16 protein-coding genes and 1 pseudogene are annotated in these 19564 nt (G+C 40.9%); 12 read left to right on the top strand and 5 right to left on the bottom strand.

Annotation, left to right across the window (positions count from 1 at the left end):
* Positions 1 to 132 (bottom strand): annotated as a pseudogene (locus IQ274_RS02510) (helix-turn-helix domain-containing protein); the annotation flags it as partial.
* A gap of 187 nt (positions 133 to 319) precedes the next feature.
* Here IQ274_RS02510 and IQ274_RS02505 point away from each other — a divergent pair.
* Positions 320 to 2494, top strand: a complete 2175-nt coding sequence (locus IQ274_RS02505) for a DEAD/DEAH box helicase (protein ID WP_193867247.1) — start codon at positions 320 to 322, stop codon at positions 2492 to 2494.
* A 52-nt stretch (positions 2495 to 2546) separates the two neighbouring features.
* On the opposite strand, the gene IQ274_RS02500 is transcribed toward IQ274_RS02505, so the two are convergent.
* Positions 2547 to 3452 (bottom strand): SMP-30/gluconolactonase/LRE family protein, encoded by a 906-nt coding sequence (locus tag IQ274_RS02500; protein WP_228057983.1) that lies wholly within the window; start codon positions 3450 to 3452, stop codon positions 2547 to 2549.
* Positions 3453 to 3656: 204 nt separating this feature from the next.
* A complete protein-coding gene (locus IQ274_RS02495) occupies positions 3657 to 4595 on the bottom strand; it encodes an NAD-dependent epimerase/dehydratase family protein (RefSeq protein ID WP_193867246.1) in 939 nt (312 codons plus the stop codon).
* 280 nt (positions 4596 to 4875) lie between these two features.
* Here IQ274_RS02495 and IQ274_RS02490 point away from each other — a divergent pair, with 280 nt between their 5' ends.
* The 9 genes from IQ274_RS02490 to IQ274_RS02450 all read left to right on the top strand — a co-directional run bounded on the left by IQ274_RS02490 (position 4876) and on the right by IQ274_RS02450 (position 12942).
* A complete protein-coding gene (locus IQ274_RS02490) occupies positions 4876 to 6030 on the top strand; it encodes a glycosyltransferase (protein ID WP_163928896.1) in 1155 nt (384 codons plus the stop codon).
* A gap of 99 nt (positions 6031 to 6129) precedes the next feature.
* Complete coding sequence (locus IQ274_RS02485) at positions 6130 to 6888, top strand: sugar transferase (RefSeq protein WP_193867266.1); 759 nt, start codon at positions 6130 to 6132, stop codon at positions 6886 to 6888.
* 358 nt (positions 6889 to 7246) lie between these two features.
* A complete protein-coding gene (gmd, locus tag IQ274_RS02480; RefSeq protein ID WP_163928897.1) occupies positions 7247 to 8326 on the top strand; it encodes a GDP-mannose 4,6-dehydratase in 1080 nt (359 codons plus the stop codon).
* A gap of 23 nt (positions 8327 to 8349) precedes the next feature.
* On the top strand, positions 8350 to 9294 hold the full coding sequence (locus tag IQ274_RS02475; RefSeq protein ID WP_163928898.1) for a GDP-L-fucose synthase family protein: 945 nt from the start codon (positions 8350 to 8352) through the stop codon (positions 9292 to 9294).
* A 73-nt stretch (positions 9295 to 9367) separates the two neighbouring features.
* The gene (locus tag IQ274_RS02470) at positions 9368 to 9943 is read left to right on the top strand and encodes a 5-formyltetrahydrofolate cyclo-ligase (protein WP_163928899.1); all 576 of its coding nucleotides are present in this window, start codon (positions 9368 to 9370) and stop codon (positions 9941 to 9943) included.
* 37 nt (positions 9944 to 9980) lie between these two features.
* Positions 9981 to 10991, top strand: coding sequence for a catalase family protein (locus tag IQ274_RS02465; protein WP_163928900.1), 1011 nt, complete (start codon positions 9981 to 9983; stop codon positions 10989 to 10991).
* A 265-nt stretch (positions 10992 to 11256) separates the two neighbouring features.
* Positions 11257 to 11454: a hypothetical protein gene (locus IQ274_RS36265; protein WP_228057982.1), complete on the top strand. Its 198-nt coding sequence runs from the start codon at positions 11257 to 11259 to the stop codon at positions 11452 to 11454.
* Positions 11455 to 11740: 286 nt separating this feature from the next.
* A complete protein-coding gene (locus IQ274_RS36260) occupies positions 11741 to 11944 on the top strand; it encodes a hypothetical protein (RefSeq protein WP_228057981.1) in 204 nt (67 codons plus the stop codon).
* Positions 11945 to 12105: 161 nt separating this feature from the next.
* Positions 12106 to 12942, top strand: coding sequence for a carbohydrate ABC transporter permease (locus IQ274_RS02450; RefSeq protein ID WP_163928901.1), 837 nt, complete (start codon positions 12106 to 12108; stop codon positions 12940 to 12942).
* Positions 12943 to 13023: 81 nt separating this feature from the next.
* Here IQ274_RS02450 and IQ274_RS02445 read toward each other — a convergent pair whose 3' ends face one another.
* Both IQ274_RS02445 and IQ274_RS02440 read right to left on the bottom strand, forming a co-directional pair.
* Entirely contained in the window at positions 13024 to 13677 is a 654-nt protein-coding gene (locus IQ274_RS02445; protein ID WP_193867245.1) for a sugar transferase, read from the bottom strand.
* A gap of 444 nt (positions 13678 to 14121) precedes the next feature.
* Positions 14122 to 18144 (bottom strand): hypothetical protein, encoded by a 4023-nt coding sequence (locus IQ274_RS02440; protein ID WP_193867244.1) that lies wholly within the window; start codon positions 18142 to 18144, stop codon positions 14122 to 14124.
* A 159-nt stretch (positions 18145 to 18303) separates the two neighbouring features.
* Between IQ274_RS02440 and IQ274_RS02435 the strand changes: the two genes are divergently transcribed.
* Together IQ274_RS02435 and IQ274_RS02430 are read left to right on the top strand one after the other, a co-directional pair.
* Positions 18304 to 18492 (top strand): hypothetical protein, encoded by a 189-nt coding sequence (locus IQ274_RS02435; protein WP_193867243.1) that lies wholly within the window; start codon positions 18304 to 18306, stop codon positions 18490 to 18492.
* 368 nt (positions 18493 to 18860) lie between these two features.
* Positions 18861 to 19562 (top strand): Crp/Fnr family transcriptional regulator, encoded by a 702-nt coding sequence (locus IQ274_RS02430; RefSeq protein ID WP_012409873.1) that lies wholly within the window; start codon positions 18861 to 18863, stop codon positions 19560 to 19562.
* Positions 19563 to 19564: the final 2 nt, after the last annotated feature.

Here is a 19564-nt window from a genome sequence, read left to right as displayed (position 1 = left end):
AAGGGAGACATCTAAGATTGTTTGGATTTCTTCATACTTATAGCCTTGATAAACCAGTTTCACTGCCAAAGCTTTTCTGACTTCACGAGCATCTGGACGGCTATCTATAAATTCTTGTAATTCTGCGATCGCCATTTCTAGACGCTGGGTTATCATTGTTCGTTATTAGACAGATATTTTTACCCGTATTATCTCGCAGTCCTTTTCAGAAATCAAATATGATTCCTATAGTCCTATATATAAATAAGAGATTTATTTAATTGCCCATCATATCTTACAGATACGTGACCGATTCTTTAATCCAATTATTCATAGAAAAATGAGTGATCCTTTTAGCCGACTTTCACCCTTCATCCAAGAATATATTTATCATCATCAGTGGACTGAGTTACGACCAGTTCAAATTGCCGCTTGTCAGGTTATATTTGACACTGATGCTCACTTGCTAGTTACTGCTGCAACTGCTGCGGGTAAAACAGAAGCAGCCTTTCTACCAATTTTGACGTTATTACATACCAACCCTACTACCACCGTCGGCGCATTATATATTAGTCCAATCAAAGCTTTAATTAACGATCAGTTTGAGCGCCTCAACGACTTACTCAAAGAAGCAGATATTCCAGTTTGGCACTGGCACGGTGATGTTTCTCAAAGTCGAAAAAACAAACTTTTAAAGAATCCTCAAGGTATTCTCCAAATCACACCAGAATCTCTAGAAAGCTTGTTAATCAACAAAAATAATGACCTCCTTCGTTTATTTGGTGACTTAAGATTTGTCATCATTGATGAAATTCACGCTTTTATGGGTTCGGAACGTGGTTGTCAAATTATTTGCCAATTACAACGTTTAACAAAATTGACGCAAAAACAACCGCGCCGTATTGGTTTGTCGGCAACTCTTGGTGATTACTCACTAGCTGAAGATTGGTTACGTTCAGGAACAGATAAGCCAGTGATTACACCTCAAACTGATGGGATCAAACGCCAAATAAAACTAGCTTTAGAACATTTTTATATTACTGATGAAGTAGATGAATCCGAGGCAACAGATTATGAACAATATATTTTCAACCTCAGCAAATCTCGCAAATGTCTGATATTTGCTAATAATCGCACACGGACTGAATCTGTTATTGCATCATTGCGACAAATTGCCACAGAACAAGGACTACCAGATATATATCATGTGCATCATGGGAGTATATCTGCTAGCTTACGGCAAGCCGCCGAGAATGCGATGCGTGAACCCAACAATCCAGCAGTTACCGCCGCCACTCTAACTTTAGAATTAGGTATAGATATTGGTCATTTAGATCGAGTTATTCAGTTAGAATCACCCTTGTCCGTAGCTAGCTTTTTACAGCGTTTAGGACGTAGTGGCAGGAGAGGTGAAGCTGCCGATATGCGCTTTATCTGTGCTGAAGATAAACCATTATTAGAAGCTTCTCTACCAGAGCAAATACCCTGGCAGTTGTTACAGTCTATCGCTATCATTCAACTTTATTTAGAGGAACAATGGATTGAACCAATCAGACCGATTAAATATCCTTTGAGTTTGCTTTATCATCAGACCATGAGTATCTTAACAGCAACAGGAGAACTTTCACCTAATGCTTTAGCTAAACAAATTTTTAGTCTACCGCCCTTTGCTGCTATTTCCAAAGAAGATTTCCAATTATTGCTTCGCTATTTGATTGATATTGGTCATATTCAGCATACTGAGCAAGGTAAATTAATCCTGGGTTTAATAGGAGAAAAGATTGTAAGAAAATTTCAGTTTTATGCTGTCTTTGCTGAACAACAAGAATATATTGTTAAGCAAGGTGCAACACAAATTGGCAGTATCGTCACACCGCCTGCTGTTGGAAATCAATTTGCTTTAGCTGGCAGAAGTTGGGAAGTTGTAGAAGTTGACTTTAAAAAGAAAGCTATTTTTGTTAAGCAAGCTGAGGGTAAAGCTAGTATTTATTGGCGTGGTAGTAGTGGCACTATTCATACCAAAGTTTTGCAACGAATGCAACAGGTTTTGTTTGAAAATATTGAGTATAGCTATTTGCAAAAAAATGCTTTACAACGTTTATGTCAAGTTCGTCAATTAGTGCAGCAGGTTGGATTAGATAAACAAAATATCGTGCAATTAGAAAAAGGTAAATGCTGCATTTTCCCCTGGATGGGTACGGTTGCTTATCGCATTTTAGAAAGATTACTAAATTCCTACTGTCGAGAATCATTGGAAATTACAAGTATCGGCGGATTAAATCCTTATTATTTCATTATCAAATTAGGCAAAGATAAATTTAAATATCTTTATCCCGAAATTGCTTCATTGTGTGAACAAAGAATTAGCTCAGAAGATTTACTCAGTACTTCAGAAGCACCGGAAATTCAAAAATACGATCAATTTATTCCTCATCCACTTTTACGAAAAGCTTTTGCTAGCGATTATTTAGATATGAGAGAACTCAAGCAGCAAGTGGCGCTGTGGAAAGAATAAATAGAGAATACCTCAAAATGCTCTGGCGATTTCTAATCACCGGGTATATTTGCTATTTTTTATAAAAATCATAAGTAGGTAATCCAGTAACATCAGTTTGGAGAGCAAACAAATCACCAGAGTAGAAACTTTTTTCGATCTCTGCTTGGCTTAGTCCAACTGAAGCAGTGGTAATGTAAAGGGTTTGCAAATTATCTCCGCCAAAAGTACAGCTAGTTGGCAATTGCACAGGTAGCTTTATCCTCAATATCTCTTCACCCTTGGGATTGAAACGAATCACACACCATCCATCCCACATAGCTGACCAGATATGTCCTTCACGGTCTATTGTCAACCCATCTGGATAGAAAGATTCATGAGTTAAATCAACAAAAATCCGACGATTAGTAATGGTTCCGGTTACTGAATCAAAATCGTAAGCATATATTTTTTGCTGAGGAGAATCTGTTAAGTAAAATGTCTTTTGATCGGGACTCCATCCCAAACCATTAGAAATAGTCAATCCCGTTTCCATTAAATGCAATGAACCATCAGTGTCATAGCGATAAAGGCTAGCTTGAGGTTTTTCTACAGAACACATTGAACCAAACCAGAAACGTCCTTGAGGGTCACATTTACCATCATTGAGACGGTTATCTGGTAGATTTGCTTCAATTTCCAAAATGGGGGTAACTACACCTGTCTGAGTGTTGAGGAATGCCAAGTGATGACGCAGCAACATAATCAATCTATCTGCATCTGCTGTTGCGATCGCACCTACCACGTCTCCCACATCAAAAAAGCCGTTTTCCCCCGTAGTAGGATTGAATTGATGCACTCGATGATTGTAGATATCAACCCAGTATAGTAGTTTCCCAGTAGAATCCCAGATGGGGCCTTCACCCAAACGGGCTCGGGCTTCTAGAACATTGTGGAGTGGATATTGCAACTCGTCCATTTTATCAATCAATAACACCATTTACATAACCTAATTTCAGTGGCATTGAAACAATGCGTTAAAAAATGTCTCCCTTACCAATAGGCAACAGGAAAAAATTTTATTCAAATTCAAGTAAAAACTGAAGACGCGATGAATTGCGTCTTCCCCAGGTAAAAGAAAAAATTCTTCCTTTTGGCTAAGTTTGAGATTCCCGACTTCGATAAAAAAGCGGGAATCTTGTTTCTAAACAGCTTGTAAAATCTCGTCATCTACAGAAAAGTCTACTTCGGCTTTATCTTTTGCATTAGCCAAATAATCATTTTCCAAAGAGTCTTGCAACCCATAAATCAAATCATATTCAGGCTGCCAGTTTAATTCTGTTTGCGCTTTATTCACTGAAGCAAAGAAATGCTGCACACGCATCGGAAAAGCTTTGCGTTTGCCGAAATCAAACTTTTTCGGGTCGTAATGGACGATTTTTACAGCATCGGGTGATTTGCCAGCCGCCACAGCACTAGCACGGGCTAAACCATCAAAAGTGACAAAGCGATCGCCAGAGATATTATAAATCTGTCCTACGGCTTGTTTATTGCCTAAAACCTGAGTCATTGCTTGTGCCAAGTCTTTTACATGACCTAGCTGGGTGATATGCAAACCATTTCCGGGGATGGGAATCGGGCGATCGCGCACAATTCTGTCAAAAAACCACCCTTCTAACTCATTATAATTACGAGGCCCGTAAATATAAGTAGGACGAATGGAAGTAAAGGGCAATCCCAATTGAGTTAAATAAGCTTCTGTTTCATGCTTACCCTTATGGCGACTTTTGGGATCTACTAAATCTCCTTCGACATGGGGTAGTTGATCGGATTTGAGATACACTCCGGCAGAACTCATATACACAAAATGTTGCACTCGACCTTGAAAAATCTCTGCAAGTGGTTGAGTATCAGTAAGTTCTCGCCCATTATTGTCAAAAATGACATCAAAGCTTTCTTGTGATAACTTTGCTTTTAATTGGGTAGGGTCAGTGCGATCGCCTATAATTTGTCCTACTCCCTGTAAAGAAGGTGCTGGCCGATTTCCCCGATTGAACAGCACCACCTCATGTCCTTGTTCCACTAGTAATTGAGTCAAATAGACACCAATGAACCGAGTACCACCCATAATTAGAATTCGCATAAATTCACCTTTTGCATATCAGTTGTCGTTACAGGAGTAGGGAGTGAGGAAGCAAGTGGGAGAGATGAAGGAGCAGAGGAATAATAATGCCCAATGCCCAATGCCCAATGCCCAATGCCCCATACCCAATCTGAGGTTATCATCCATCTGGAACCTCTAACGGAAAAATTGCGTCTTATGTGCTAATCTGGGGCGCTTCCCATTAATTAATCACAAGGGGAAACTTTTCAGTTAACGTCATCAAGTTAGCCTTTGTATCTTCCATTTATTCAAGTTAGCTGTGCCCTTGAAATATGCTCTGGTTCATGAGTGGCTGACACCTAAAGCCACCGGTGGTTCCGAACTCGTTGTCCGAGAAATTTTGAATCACATTGATGCTGATTTGTATGCTCTGATCGATTTTGAATCCAGCAATAGAGAAAGTTATTTATATAAACGTCAAATTGGCAAGACGTTTCTCCAGAACTTTCCATCTGCTCGCAACGGTATACAAAAATACTTGCCTTTGTGGCCTTTGGCAATTGAACAACTTGATTTGCGGCATTATGACGTAATTCTGTCTTCATCTCACGCTGTTGCCAAAGGAATCCTTACCACTCCCGAACAGATGCATATTTGCTACTGTCACAGCCCTATGCGCTATGCCTGGGACTTGACCTTTGATTATCTTCGCTACAGCAAACTGGGTAGTGGCTTACCTGGGTGGGTGACGCGATATTTATTACATCGTTTGCGCCAGTGGGATGTATTGAGTGCCAATCGCGTTGATTACTTCATTGCTAACTCGCAACATACGGCTCGGCGGATTTGGCGTTGCTATCGGCGAGAAGCAACAGTCATTTATCCACCAGTGAATATCGCGGAATTTCCATTTCTGTCTGAGAAAGACGACTTCTACCTGACAGTTTCCCGCTTAGTGAGTTACAAGCAAATATCGTTGATTGTCAAGGCTTTTAATCAACTAAAACGACCATTAGTAGTCATTGGTACAGGAGATGAAATGAATAAGATTCGCGAGATGGCAAACTCTAATATCCAAATACTGGGATGGCAACCCGATAATGTGGTAAAAAAATATATGTCTAGGGCTAAGGCCTTTGTGTATGCAGCTTGTGAAGATTTTGGGATTGCCCTAGTGGAAGCACAAGCCTGTGGTACACCAGTAATTGCCTACGGTGCAGGAGGGGCTCTCGAAACAGTGCGAGATATCCGCTCTTGTGTAGATACAGGGACAGGTATATTCTTCAAGACGCAAACAGAGGCGGCTTTAGTGGAGGCAGTAGAAAAGTTTGAAGTGTATGAGGGTTCGTTCAGTTCCGAGTATATGCGATCGCACGCCGCGCAGTTCTCACCGCAAATCTTTGCAGATCGTTATCTAAATTTTGTAAACAAGTGCAACGAAAAAGACCGTTTTCGGAATGATGGTCTTGGTTAATGTCTTATTTTTTTAGGCTTTTGGCAATTTCCCTCCAGAAGCACATCATTTTGGCTTTAATATTGGGACTATGTGTGGTGTGGATTATTAAGGAGTATGATGACTGCCCAGAGCTCACTCCTCTCCGGCAAGCGAGGCGTACGGCAAGACACTAGAGCGTCTACGCGTACTTTCTTAAAACGCGGTCAAAAAACGAAGACGCCAAAAGTTAAACCCAAAAGTTTATCTTTTCAGGGTTTAAACGGAGAGTTTGCCAAACGACTGTTCGATATAGTGTTTTCGCTGTCGGTATTGATTTTGTTCTTCCCCGTCTACTTAATTTTGGCCTTGCTGATTGCCTTCAGCTCAGAAGGCCCAATATTTTATATCCAGGAACGGGTAGGAAAAAATTACAAAGCGTTTAATTGTATTAAATTCCGAACAATGGTAAGCAATGCGGACGAAATACTCATGCAGATGATGGAAACATCGCCCGAGTTGCGACAAGAATTTGAAAGCAGTTTTAAGCTGAAACAAGACCCCCGGATTACCAAAATTGGTCAATTTTTGCGAATTACTAGCTTAGACGAATTTCCCCAGTTCTGGAATGTTTTAAAAGGGGACATGAGTGTAGTCGGCCCTCGGCCCTTAGTAGCAGAAGAACTACCAAAATACGGTTGTCACATTGATGAGATTTTAACAATCCGTCCAGGAATTACTGGTTTGTGGCAGGTATCTGGGCGTAATGACATTCCCTATCCTCGGCGAGTCCAAATAGACCTGCATTATGTCAAATTTAGAAATTTCTGGCTTGATTTATGGATCATCTTGAAAACTGTTGATGTAGTTATTCTACCCAAAAATAACGGGGCATACTGAGTCAATATTTAGGGGCGATTCTGTGGGGCAGTTAATGCCCCTAAAATTCTAATTTCAAATACCTATTTTATTCAGTCTTCACAAAACCAGACATATATGAAATTTTGACAAAAAAATAACGTACACAAAAAGAATCTTGATATATCTGGTAAAAGAAAAATATACATACTTAAAAAACCTTGGTCTATCTAAGGTTTAACTTAAGTGTTAAATTATTTTTATTAAGTATATTTATTTACGGGAAAAAGTCTCATAACAACAAGAACTCGTAGGTTTCCCGTTAGGCAATTTAGCGATTAACTGCTAGGTTGTATCAGATTAGCTGTAACTTTTTAATACACATAAGGGATAATTGAGCATGACGCAACAGAAGCGAGCGTTGATTACTGGTATCACTGGTCAAGATGGTTCATATCTAAGTGAGTTTTTACTGGAACAAGGTTATGAGGTTCATGGCATCATTCGCCGGACTTCTACCTTCAACACAGACCGCATCGATCACATTTACGAAGACCCTCACAAACAGGGAGTGCGGTTGTTTCTTCACTATGGTGACTTGACAGATGGTACGACGTTGCGACGTATTTTAGAAGAAGTCAAACCAGTAGAAATTTACAACCTCGGCGCTCAATCCCATGTAAGAGTAAGCTTTGATTCACCAGAATATACAGTGGATGCTGTAGGAATGGGGACGCTGCGTCTGTTGGAAGCAATTCGAGACTACCAACACCGGACTGGAATTCAGGTGCGATTTTACCAGGCGGGTTCTTCCGAAATGTATGGTTTAGTACAAGCAATACCCCAAAGTGAGACAACGCCCTTTTATCCCCGCAGTCCTTACGCCTGTGCAAAAGTTTACGCCCACTGGCAAACTGTAAATTATCGTGAGTCTTACGATTTGTTTGCTTGCAACGGTATACTTTTTAACCACGAATCACCAAGACGTGGTGAAACCTTTGTAACCCGCAAAATTACTAGAGCAGTTGCTGGTATAGTTGCTGGTAAGCAGAAAAAGATTTACATGGGTAATCTAGACTCTAAGCGAGATTGGGGCTACGCGAAGGATTACGTGAAAGCAATGTGGTTGATGTTACAGCAAGACAAGCCAGACGATTATGTAATTGCTACTGGTGAAACCCATTCAGTGCGAGAATTTTTGGAACTAGCATTTAGTTACGTAAATCTCAATTGGCAAGATTATGTAGAGTTTGATGAGCGTTACCTCCGTCCATCTGAGGTAGATTTGTTGATTGGCGATGCTACGAAAGCACGCCAGAATTTGGGCTGGAAAACATCAGTAACCTTTGAAGAATTAGTTTCCTTAATGGTAGAAGCAGACTTACAAGCATTGGGTCACACTTCACCCAATGGAAAAGGTTCGCAATTTCCATTGGATATTGCCACTGTTCGTCAAGAACTCGGCGCTTTGCACTTCTGATTTGCACCACAGAGGATAAAAATATGACCGCCTTAGAACTAAAAAATCAACGAATTCTCGTCACTGGTGGGTCGGGGTTTCTAGGTCGTCAGGTGATAGATCAACTGTGTAAAGCAGGGGCTGATCGTGAGAAGATTACAATAGTGCGATCGCGCGATTGTGATCTACGTGTCTGGGAAAATAGCCAACGGGCAGTTGACCAGCAAGACATCATTATCCACTTAGCAGCTCATGTGGGTGGCATCGGTCTAAACCGCGAAAAACCCGCAGAGTTGTTCTACGATAACTTGATCATGGGTACGCACCTAATTCACGCTGCCTATCAAGCTGGAGTAGAAAAATTTGTTTGTGTTGGCACTATCTGCGCCTATCCTAAATTTACCCCAGTGCCATTTAAAGAAGACGATCTTTGGAATGGCTACCCAGAAGAAACCAACGCCCCCTACGGAATTGCGAAAAAAGCGCTTTTAGTCCAATTGCAATCTTACCGCCAGCAGTACGGTTTTAATGGAATTTACCTACTGCCAGTGAATTTATATGGCCCAGAAGATAACTTTGACCCCGGAAGTTCCCACGTTATTCCAGCGTTAATTCGCAAAGTTCACGAAGCCCAAATTCAAGGAGAAAAGCAACTCCCAGTTTGGGGTGATGGCAGTCCTACCCGCGAGTTTCTGTATTCAGAAGATGCAGCGCGGGGGATTGTTATGGGGACTCAATTCTATAACGAATCGGAACCAGTTAACTTGGGAACGGGTTATGAAATCTCCATTCTTGATTTAATAACTCTAATCTGTGAATTGATGGAGTTTAAGGGTGAAATTGTTTGGCAAACTGACAAGCCTAATGGTCAACCCCGTCGTTGTTTGGATACTGAACGGGCAAAGCAAGCCTTTGATTTCACTGCTCAGGTGGGCTTTCAGGAAGGGTTAAAGAATACCATTGAGTGGTATCGCCAACACGCCGCATAACAATGTATTAGTGAATGTAGGGTGTTATAAGCTGGGCGATGCCCAGCTTATTTGTTTGAGGCTATAAATTTTCATGGACAAAGTTAATCATCAACTAAATAAAGCAAAACTACGCCGCACTCTACTCAAAACACGCCAATCAATGTCTGTTGGAGAATGGAGAGAAAAAAGCGATCGCGTATGCTTTCATTTACAAAACTCTATTTTATTTACTCAAGCAAAAACAATACTTGCGTATTTTAGCTTTCGCCAAGAACCTGACCTCAGTCCACTATTTGCAAACACCAAATACCGTTGGGGATTTCCTCGCTGCGTTGATAAATCCTTGTGTTGGCATATTTGGACACCTAAAGATTCTATTCAAAGTGGCGCTTATGGCATTATTGAACCGCACTCTGACGCTCCAATCTTAGATGCTGCCGAAGTAGATTTAATTCTCGTCCCCAGTGTAGCTTGCGACTATCAAGGATATCGCCTGGGCTATGGTGGCGGATATTATGATCGCTTGCTCAGTTTACCGCAGTGGCAGACAAAACCGACTATCGGAATTGTCTTTGATTTCGCCTATTTGTCCCAAATACCTATTGAATCCTGGGATAAACCACTACAAGCTGTTTCTACGGAAACCGGATTGACTCGGAAAGACTAAGGGTTCAGGATAATGAGGACATATTATCAAATGTTTTATGACTAATCCAACGTCATCTACCACTGAGCAGGAAGCAATAATCGACGAGATAATAGCAACTAGCCTCCAAGCTCAACAAAAAACAGGCCCAGACCTCCGCCAAATTCATAGCAAAAGTCATGGACTCCTTGGAGGAGAGTTTATTATTGAACCCAATCTTCCTGAAGACTTGAGAGTAGGTTTGTTCAAAAAGCCCCAAACCTATCCTGCGTGGATTCGTTTCTCTAGTGGTGGTTCTCCTGAAAAGCGTGGTAAATTCCACTCCGATAGCCAGCCGGATGTTCGCGGTATCGCCATCAAGGTGATGAATGTAGACGGGCAAAAAGTGCTGGATGATGAAGAAAAAACTCAAGATTTTATACTCAACAATTATCCTATTTTCTTGACCAAAGATGTTCGTGATTACGCCGATCTTTCGAGAGCAGGTAGTGGACAACTTAGCCCAGAGCGCATCCAGGAACTTGGTTATGCCTTTGCAATCTTGCAAAAGATTGGCGGACAGAAAGTAGGAAATCCGCTCTTAATTCAATATTGGAGTATGGCTCCATTTAAGTTTGGGAATCGCATTGTCAAATTATCTGTCAAATCTCAACAGCCTGAACAATCACCCGAAAAACTTCCCGAATCAGAAAATTACCTCCGGGAAGCAATAGTCAAATATTTGACTGAAGAAGGTAAAGAAGTATCTTTTGACTTCTTTATTCAGTTTTATGTAGATGATGAAAAAACGCCCATTGAAGACCATGTTAAAGAATGGCAAGAAGCAGATTCACCGTTTGTTAAAGTTGCAACTGTTCGCATTTTTAGTCAGAAATTTGATTTTGAAGAACGCAAACGCTTGGATGAGGGGATGTTGTTTTCCCCTTGGCATACACTGCTAGAGCATGAGCCTGTTGGAAGTGTGAATCTCTCTCGCAAGAGGCTTTACAGCGAACTTGCAAAGTATCGACGAGAACAAATTGCCCAACGTTTGCTGGAACCACAACCTTATGTAGCGGTTGAAGATTAACCACTGTGAATTGGCTTAAAATTGTAGGATGATAGGCTATAAGCCTACTTGATTAGATACGACTTTTGGTATTGCTGATTTGATGTATCAAAGTTATAAGTTTTGCAACAAAAACTCTTGTAGAGACGTAAAGTTTTACGTCTCTACATCTATCTATATGGATTTAGATACCGAACTTGTTAAAGAAGTCCGGTATCTTGAATCGCTTTAACCACATTTTTGATAATAAGTTACGATAAAAATAATCAAATTATCAAGTAAAGCCATGTCTGATTCAGTTCAATATGTCACTAACGCACAGGGAAATAAAGTTGGAGTACTGTTAGATTTAGAAACTTACCAACAGCTAGCTAATATATCTATAGATTCCGAATTATTGATTGGTTTAAGCCTAGATGAATTGCAAGCTTTGCGGATAGCTCTTTATTTACCAAATCCCAGATACAATTACAAGAGTTGCTAGTTAAGAATTCTGAAAATCATTTGTCAGATGAAGAAACTGAGATTTTAGACAGATTATTGGCTCAAGTTGACCAATTAAATATTATTAAAACTAGAGCTAGATATACATTACACTTTTTTCAAAATAAACAGAAAGTAGCGTGAGTGCTTATATTCTTGTTGAATTAAAAAATAAAATTCGCAGCCATTTTGCTAATTTGTGTGCTTACTGTTGCACTGCTGAAGCTTTAACAGTCACTACTTTTGAATTTGAGCATATCATTCCCTTATAATCTGGCGGAAAAACTGTGTTTGAAAATCTTTGCTTGGCTTACCCTTGTTGTAATCGTTATAAAGCAACTCGTCAAACAGCAATTGACCCTAACACTCAGAATGAGGTTAAATTATTTAATCCGCAACAGCAATTGTGGACAGACCATTTTACTTGGAGTGAAGATACTACAGAAATTGTAGGGCTTACAATCATTGGGAAAGCAACAATTTCTAGTTGAAAAATGAATCGTCTGCAATTGACTCGTGTGCGGAAAATGTGGGTGAAAATGGGTGAACATCCACCAAATATTTGAGCAAGTAAAAAATAAATAAAGCAAGTTGTAGGGTTATCAACAAAATTGTAAGAAATATTTACAAGACTCAGAAAATTATTAATCAAATGCTGAACTGGAAAAAATCACGATCGCAAAATCTGTTAATGTATGCGCTATTGGGAGCGATCGCACTGGTGATGCTCTTTCCTTTACTGTGGCTAATTAGCACAGCCTTAAAATCGCCAACGGAAAATATCTTACAGTCGCCGCCACAGCTATTGCCAGCGTCACCGACACTAGATAATTTCTTTAGTGTGTGGAACTCTCTACCTTTTGGGCAATACCTGTATAACAGCACTTTGGTATCAGTGCTAACGGTTGGCTTAAATCTACTGTTTTGCGCTTTAGCTGCCTATCCCTTGGCAAGATTGTCATTTGTGGGGCGAGACTGGATTTTTGTGGCGATTGTCTCGACGATTATGATTCCTTTCCAAATCGTTATGATTCCCCTCTATATTTTGACAGTCCAGTTGGGTTTGAGAAATAGTTATTTAGGGATGATTTTTCCGAGTTTAGCTTCTGCCTTTGGCATTTTTCTGTTGCGCCAAGCTTTCATGAGTGTCCCCAAAGAGATAGAAGAAGCCGCCCGAATGGATGGCAGTTCGGAGTTAGGTTTGTGGTGGCATGTGATGTTACCAGCAGTTCGCCCAGCATTAGTAACTTTAGCTATTTTCGTATTCATTGGTGCTTGGAGTGACTTTTTGTGGCCTTTAATTGTCATCCAAGACGAAAATTTATATACTCTTCCTTTGGGAGTCGCAAAGCTAGCAGGGACATTTTCTCTTGACTGGCGGTTAGTAGCTGCTGGCTCAGTAATTGCGATCGCTCCAGTATTATTACTATTTTTATTTTTACAACGTTACATTGTACCCACAGAAACGGGTAGCGGTGTTAAGGGTTGAATAAGAAATGGAGATAAGGGAACACTGAGAAAAACTAATGAAAAATGACTAATGACTAATGACTAATGACTAATGACAAATTCAATAAGCACCAGTTTTTTTCAATACTACCGAGATAGTTTTAATAATCAGACTCAGGTCATAACTTACAGACCACTTGCGTTGATAATCTATATCCATTTTGACGATGGTTTCAAAGTCTGTAATACTCGAACGACCATTAGCTTGCCATTCTCCGGTAATGCCTGGTTTGACTCGTAATCTCTCCCAGTGATGTGGGTCGTAATTGCTGACTTCATCAGGAGTGGGTGGACGAGTCCCAACTAAACTCATGTCCCCTACCAAAACATTCCAAAATTGGGGAAATTCATCTAAACTGGTACGCCGCAAAAATTTACCTATAGGAGTAATGCGAGGATCATCAACAGATTTAAAGATGTGACCTTTAGCTTGATTTTTAACCAAATGCTTGACTTGATCAGCATCTACGATCATGGAGCGGAATTTCCAGATGCGAAAAGTTTTTCCATTCAAACCACAGCGAATTTGAGAATAAAATATTGGACTTGGCTCATAAATAAAGGTAGCAATCGCTACAGGGATTGCTACCAGAAACGTGATTATTAGCCCTACAATGGCTCCAACAATGTCAATTAACCGTTTTCTTACGCTTAAAGTTGAAGGGTGTAAAGGCTGTTGCGAACAATTAACTGAATAAAGAGAAAGATTATTCACAAGGTCTAACTTAATTTTATAATACGAATTTTGGCATTAGTGGTGTAGACGTGGAGATGATTGATAGACAATTTTTACTACTTTTGTCTTTACCACCGAGTGTTAATATACACAAATTTTAAACAATATAAAAACCGAAAACCCAAAGTTTACAGAATCTTCCAATTGAAGTCAGAGATTGTAAATTTACAGTATTTCTATGCATCAAATTAAAACAGCTATTGTTAATGTTACACATCAAAAAACTTTCCATACTTAAGTACTAGTAGGACTTTGCAAAATTCAAAATGCTTATGACATAATAACGCTTTATGAAACTACACAAAATCAGGCTTGCCCAGGCTTGAGACAATATCCCGTTGTTCTGGAGTAAGCTCAGATTTAATAGTTATAAGCATTTTGAATTTTGAATAGTATCCTTATTTCTAGGGGTATGTACTAGTCTCAATAATGAACCTCTAAGGCGAAATTCACTGTATATGGTTCCTCTACTGATTGCTGGTTACTAGCCTTGATAGCATCTAGATAGCGACGCAAATGCAACAGTTGTTGAGAATTGGGACGATAGGTGAGGCTCCCTTGTTTTTCAAAAAGTGGTGCTGTGGCGATCGCCTGATAGTCAGGATTTTCTTGTGAACTCTGAGTTAGCCAAGTTGAATCTATAACTGAAGGTATCAATCCTGAAGGGAGTTCACCTTCCAAAAAAGCTAGCAGGCGTTGCTGACAAGTGCGGGTATTGATCCCGCGACTCTCAAATAACTGGATAACTTCACCGAAAGATAAGGGCCGATCTGGTAGCAGCCGCAGCAATTCTGTAAATAAGAAATAATCAGTGTACTGTTGTCTGGGTATATCTAATATCTGGGGATGTAAAGGCAGCATCGCTAAACCATAAGCAACCCGACTGCAATTAGGAGCGCCATTTTCGCCGAGATATAAATCTTGAATAATCTTGGTGCTGGGAAGTTTCTGCCTTAACCAACGGTTTACTGTCCCAACACAAGCCACACCACCAGTCAGGATAGCTTGATTAATAGATTCTGTCGGAATACCACGAGCTACCAATAATTTGTTGAGTTCTCGGTTCAGGCGGCGCACAAAGGGGATAAATACCTGGCTTTCTAAGTCTCGTCGCTGCAAAATCCACTGCTGATCGGCTAATTCCAGGGTAAAAGATTCTTGGTGCTGCAAAATCAGCTTCAGAGCTAGTGCCGCATCTAATACCGCCTGTCCCAGTAGAGAACTTTCTAGACGCTGCTGAAGACGAATCCGCGCGGTAATATCTGGTTCTCCGACTCTCGGTAGTTCTAATTCTTCCAACCCTAAACTCTGCCAACGCATTTGGTCTAAACCGGGAATTGACGGTTGCCATTGCCAAGGATTACTGCTAGTAGTTTTGCGGTCGCTTTGTGTTTCTAGGCGTGATTGCCGAGATTTAGGTGGTAATAGCAACTGGCAAATAATATCTTGTTCAATTCCCTTGCCAGCATAAGCAAAACTATGGAGCATAAAATCATTGTATGTCAATTGCGGTAAGCTTTCTGGGACATCAACTAGCAACATTTCTGTGGCAGTTGTCCCAATGTTGATTACCAGAGTGTTACCAACAATCGGATGCTCGCTAGTTTTTGCCGGGTGAGAACCTTGACGTTGGCTTAATTTTACTTGCTCACCGTTAGCAGCATCGAGTTCTGGGAGTAAACTAGCGATCGCTTCTTCGATAAAAAAGACTTGCTGCGGATGTTGGATGAGTTTACTGGTAAGTAAAGCTTCTCGCACATTAAAGCGGTATTGTTCCGACCAGCTAGATGGACAGGTGCAAATCACACCAGCAATATTATTGATAATCTGCGGGAAATCTTGTTCGCTGATCCCAACAGCAGCAGCCATTAAACTAGGGGTAGTACAAGTTTTTTCGGATTTGAGAGTTAATAGTAGTTTAGAGAGCGATCGCACAACCCAAATTAAAGGCCCTGCTGAAAATTCATTTAATTGTAAAACAGGTTCCCATTTTTGCCGTTCCTTCTTATAGGGAATGGCTACTTGTAAATAGGGCTTCAACTGTGCCGAGTAGAGGTTATTTGTTGTCGAATCTGCTGTTGATTTACGTGTTGTCGGAGGAGCCGAGTGGTCAGGTGCTTTATCTTGAGCAACAGCCGCAGGTGCTGTCTGCTCATTGACTTCTATATTTACACTTTCACCCTGGGGTATCGAAGCTGTAGGAAGATAAACCTCTGTTGGCAAACGAAATGATTCCTGGAAGGAACTTGTTCCCGGCGGATTTTCTGCTGACCAGTAGATAGGATGTACAACAAAAGTCGAGCGATTTAATAATGCGGCAGAAATTCCGGTTGTACCTAAATCAATTCCTAAATACCAAACTGGTTCTAGAACATTGGGCGAAACTTCTGGATTGTTGATGGAGTTGGAAATTGAAGATAAAAAACTGTCTTGAATGGGAGTTGTGATTTCTTTTTTTTCTTCAGTTTCTACCTGGGGAACTGTCAAACTTGATAAATTCGCAGTTGAGGTATTTTCTGTTTGCGGCTCAGGGTAAGTTGTAGGAATTGTGTCTTGAGTTTTATCAATTAGTTCCGAGACAATATCCAAATTGGTAGCTGGTTGCGAATTAGAATTTAACTGCTGATCAAAATTAGCCAAATCTCGATCTAATTGCTGCAACTGTTCTTCATCTAAAGAAATATCAGGTACAACTGGAGTCTGGTTTAACTCAACAGAAAGCAAGTTTTCTTGTGGTGAAGCAGCAATGTAGCTATCTAAAAAAGGGTCTGGCGGATCATTGTTGCTCAATATTTCCGGTGGAGCGATACCTTCGGTGGGCTTCTCTACGAGAGGCTGCGCGTAGCTTGCTTCCCCGTAGGGGTATGCCAAAGCAATTTCTGCTGCTTTCGGAGTAACTGGTGCTGTACTTGTGCCATCCTCCATAAAGGATGATACTTCCAGCAATTCCTGCTCACTACCTGCACCAGTCAATAGATCAGTTAGCGTATTAATTGTATCAACACTAGCTGGCTGAGTGTCGAGTTGCGTGGGGAAACTGTCTGTTTGTGGTGTAGAAAAGCTCAGAGGCGAATCTAGCTCAGTATCCTCTGCAAAAAATAGTTCTTCCTGTGGCTCTGATAATAAATTTGTGGCTTCTACTAAAGACTCTTGAGCTGAAATACCTGTATCTGGTGTCACAACCGCAGAATCAACGTTTTGAGGGACAGATGGACTCTCAGCGATTGTCAACGTTGATTGGGAGGCTGTGGAAGCAGATAAGTCATTTGTCAATACATCAAGGCTTGGGTTATCAACATCACCAGTACTAAATAAACTGGCGTAAAGTTGGTCTACTTCATCACCAACTAATGCAGAAATATTTTGCGATAATTCGGTCAGATTTTCGGAAGATTGAGACGAGTCTATACCAAGCTGCAACAGCACTGCATCTAGATCCTCTGTGAGGGTAGTATCCTGTTGCTCAGAATTGATTGTGAGTGGAGATGAAGTTTCTGGCAGGATTGCCTCTAGGGGTTGAGATGCAGCTTCAGCGGCAATCTCGGTTGGTTCAGGCAATGATGGTGATATATCAGATTCTACCCTCAGCAAAGATGGCGGTGAAATAGGGGATTGTTGCTGTAAATGCTGGGTCAAATTGTTGAGAAAGCTGGCCATCAACTGTTCGCCTTGCATTCCCTTGCTATGCATTCTTGCCAGTGCTTGCGACAGTGATTCGTAATAAGTATTAATATTGCGCTGTAGTGCCTCAAAGACTACATTCACAGTGCCATCTAGTGATAATAGGCGTTGATCCAACTCCCTCGCTAGCTGGGTTAACTGCTCTACACGGTCTACTGATTCTAATAAAGGTTGAGTTACAGAGGTAGCGTGATTAGTTGCTTCTGAAGAAATGGCGGAATTTTCCCCTGGTTGTGCTAACAGTGGCGTTACAGTTGGCACCAGCCGATTCATGAGTACCTGTAAAAACTCGGTAATCATTTGATCTTGGTTTGTCAACTGTTGCGCTAAGGAGTAGTTTTGCAATCGCCTTTGCTCTAGTTGCCTAATTTCTTGTATGAGAGTGGCTCGCTCTTGCAATAGCCCTTCTAATTCCGATCGCAATGGCTGGATCAAGCTCGAAAATTCACTTTTTAATTGTCCGGCTGCAACAGGACTCTGTTCCTGATTGGATTCGAGCGGCGGTAGGGGATACTGGTTATAACCTCGCTCAACAAATTTTGTTAATAAAGGCGAACGCGGTTCTTCGGAAGAATTATTTGGGATATCGCTCTCTAATGCTTCTTTTTCTTGGAGCCTTACCAAGAAGTTGCGAATTCGTTCTAAAACTTCTTTAGGTTCCTGCCCCTGACCAGACAGAAATCTAGACAAGCGCTTGCCACCACTGGCAAGTAAGTTGTCAATGTCTGCGATCAGCTTTTGAATTTCATCTGCACTGGAAGTCACTTTTATTACCTTACCTAAAAACGTATATCAACTAATGTGACAATTAATTTACAGTCACCGTACCCTGTAGGGAAGTAAGCTCCCATCTGAGAAGTTTTGAGTGGCAAAAGCTTCTATTGGGACTTGTGACTGTCATTATGTTATGGATTACTGGGAGTCGTGGCAATCTTCAGTCAGCGTTTGTTTAAGAAGCTTTGTTTTGCCGCTGATTGGTTGCCCATTTTTGAAAATGGACATGGGGAAACAAACTCTTTTTCTGGTATAATAGTACATCTTGATATCAATGCCGTAAGCGAAAATCAAGCTCATAAGTACACGTTGCAAAAAAAAGATTTATTTGAGTCTTGAGAATCATGACTCCCGCCCTTGGAGGGAATGCAAGACAATAGGACTATGATGTTCTCTTGGCTATTCGTGATTAATTGAGAAGCCCTGACCACAACGCCTAGCGGTTGGTGTGTGGTAGTTCATCTAATCAAGTTTGCAGTGCAGCTAGCCCTTGAAAAATACAACTGCCGGCTATAAACTACTTTTTGCAAAACTTTTACCCCGTTTAAACTTATAGATAAAGATTATTTAGAAAAAGGTTCTTGTCGTATTCTTATGTAGCATAGTTTAGTTTTCTCTTTTAAAGGGAGCTGTGCTTTGATGACTAAGGCTAGAAATGGCGCTCTTGTTTGTTGTGTGTACATAGCAGCTTCAATAAAAATGTCGTAATGGAAGACCGATATAGCTTGCAAGCACAGGCTAATCCCTGGATGATCACCTCCGCTCCCTTTTTTCAAGGGTTGCCAGAACCTGCTGTGGAATCAGCCCTTATCCATCTTGTTACCCGCACTCACCCTGCCAATCAGGTAATTCTGCTAGAAAATGACTGGGGTGGTTCTGTGTATTTTATTATGGACGGATGGGTCAAAATCCGCACCTACAATCTGGAAGGAAAAGAGGTAACGCTAAATATTCTTGGTAAAGGGGAATTATTTGGTGAAATGGCAGCGCTAGATGAAGTTCCTCGCTCCACAGATGTGATTACCTTAGCTCCAACAGTAATTGGCAGTATGCCTGCTCAGGATTTTGTCAAGTTACTTCAGATAGAACCCTTGGCTGGAGTTCGATTGGCGCAATTAATGGCACGACGTTTGCGGCAAGTAAATCGCCGATTGCGTCTGCGGGAATCTGATAGCCAGTCACGAGTGGCAGATACGTTGCTATTTTTGGCAGAAGGACAGGGAAAAAAAGGGCAAACAGGAACCGAAATCCCCAATTTACCTCATCGAGAATTGAGTAGTTTGAGTGGACTGGCACGGGAAACTGTGACACGAGTATTGACAAGGCTAGAAAAAAAAGGCTTGATTAAACGGGATCAAGACACTATTTGTATTCCCGATTTGTCAGCCTTGGAAAGAATGATAGTTTAAGA

The organism is Nostoc sp. LEGE 12447 (genome assembly GCF_015206985.1).
Taxonomy (GTDB): domain Bacteria; phylum Cyanobacteriota; class Cyanobacteriia; order Cyanobacteriales; family Nostocaceae; genus Nostoc.
This window is presented reverse-complemented; position numbering and strand designations above follow the sequence as displayed.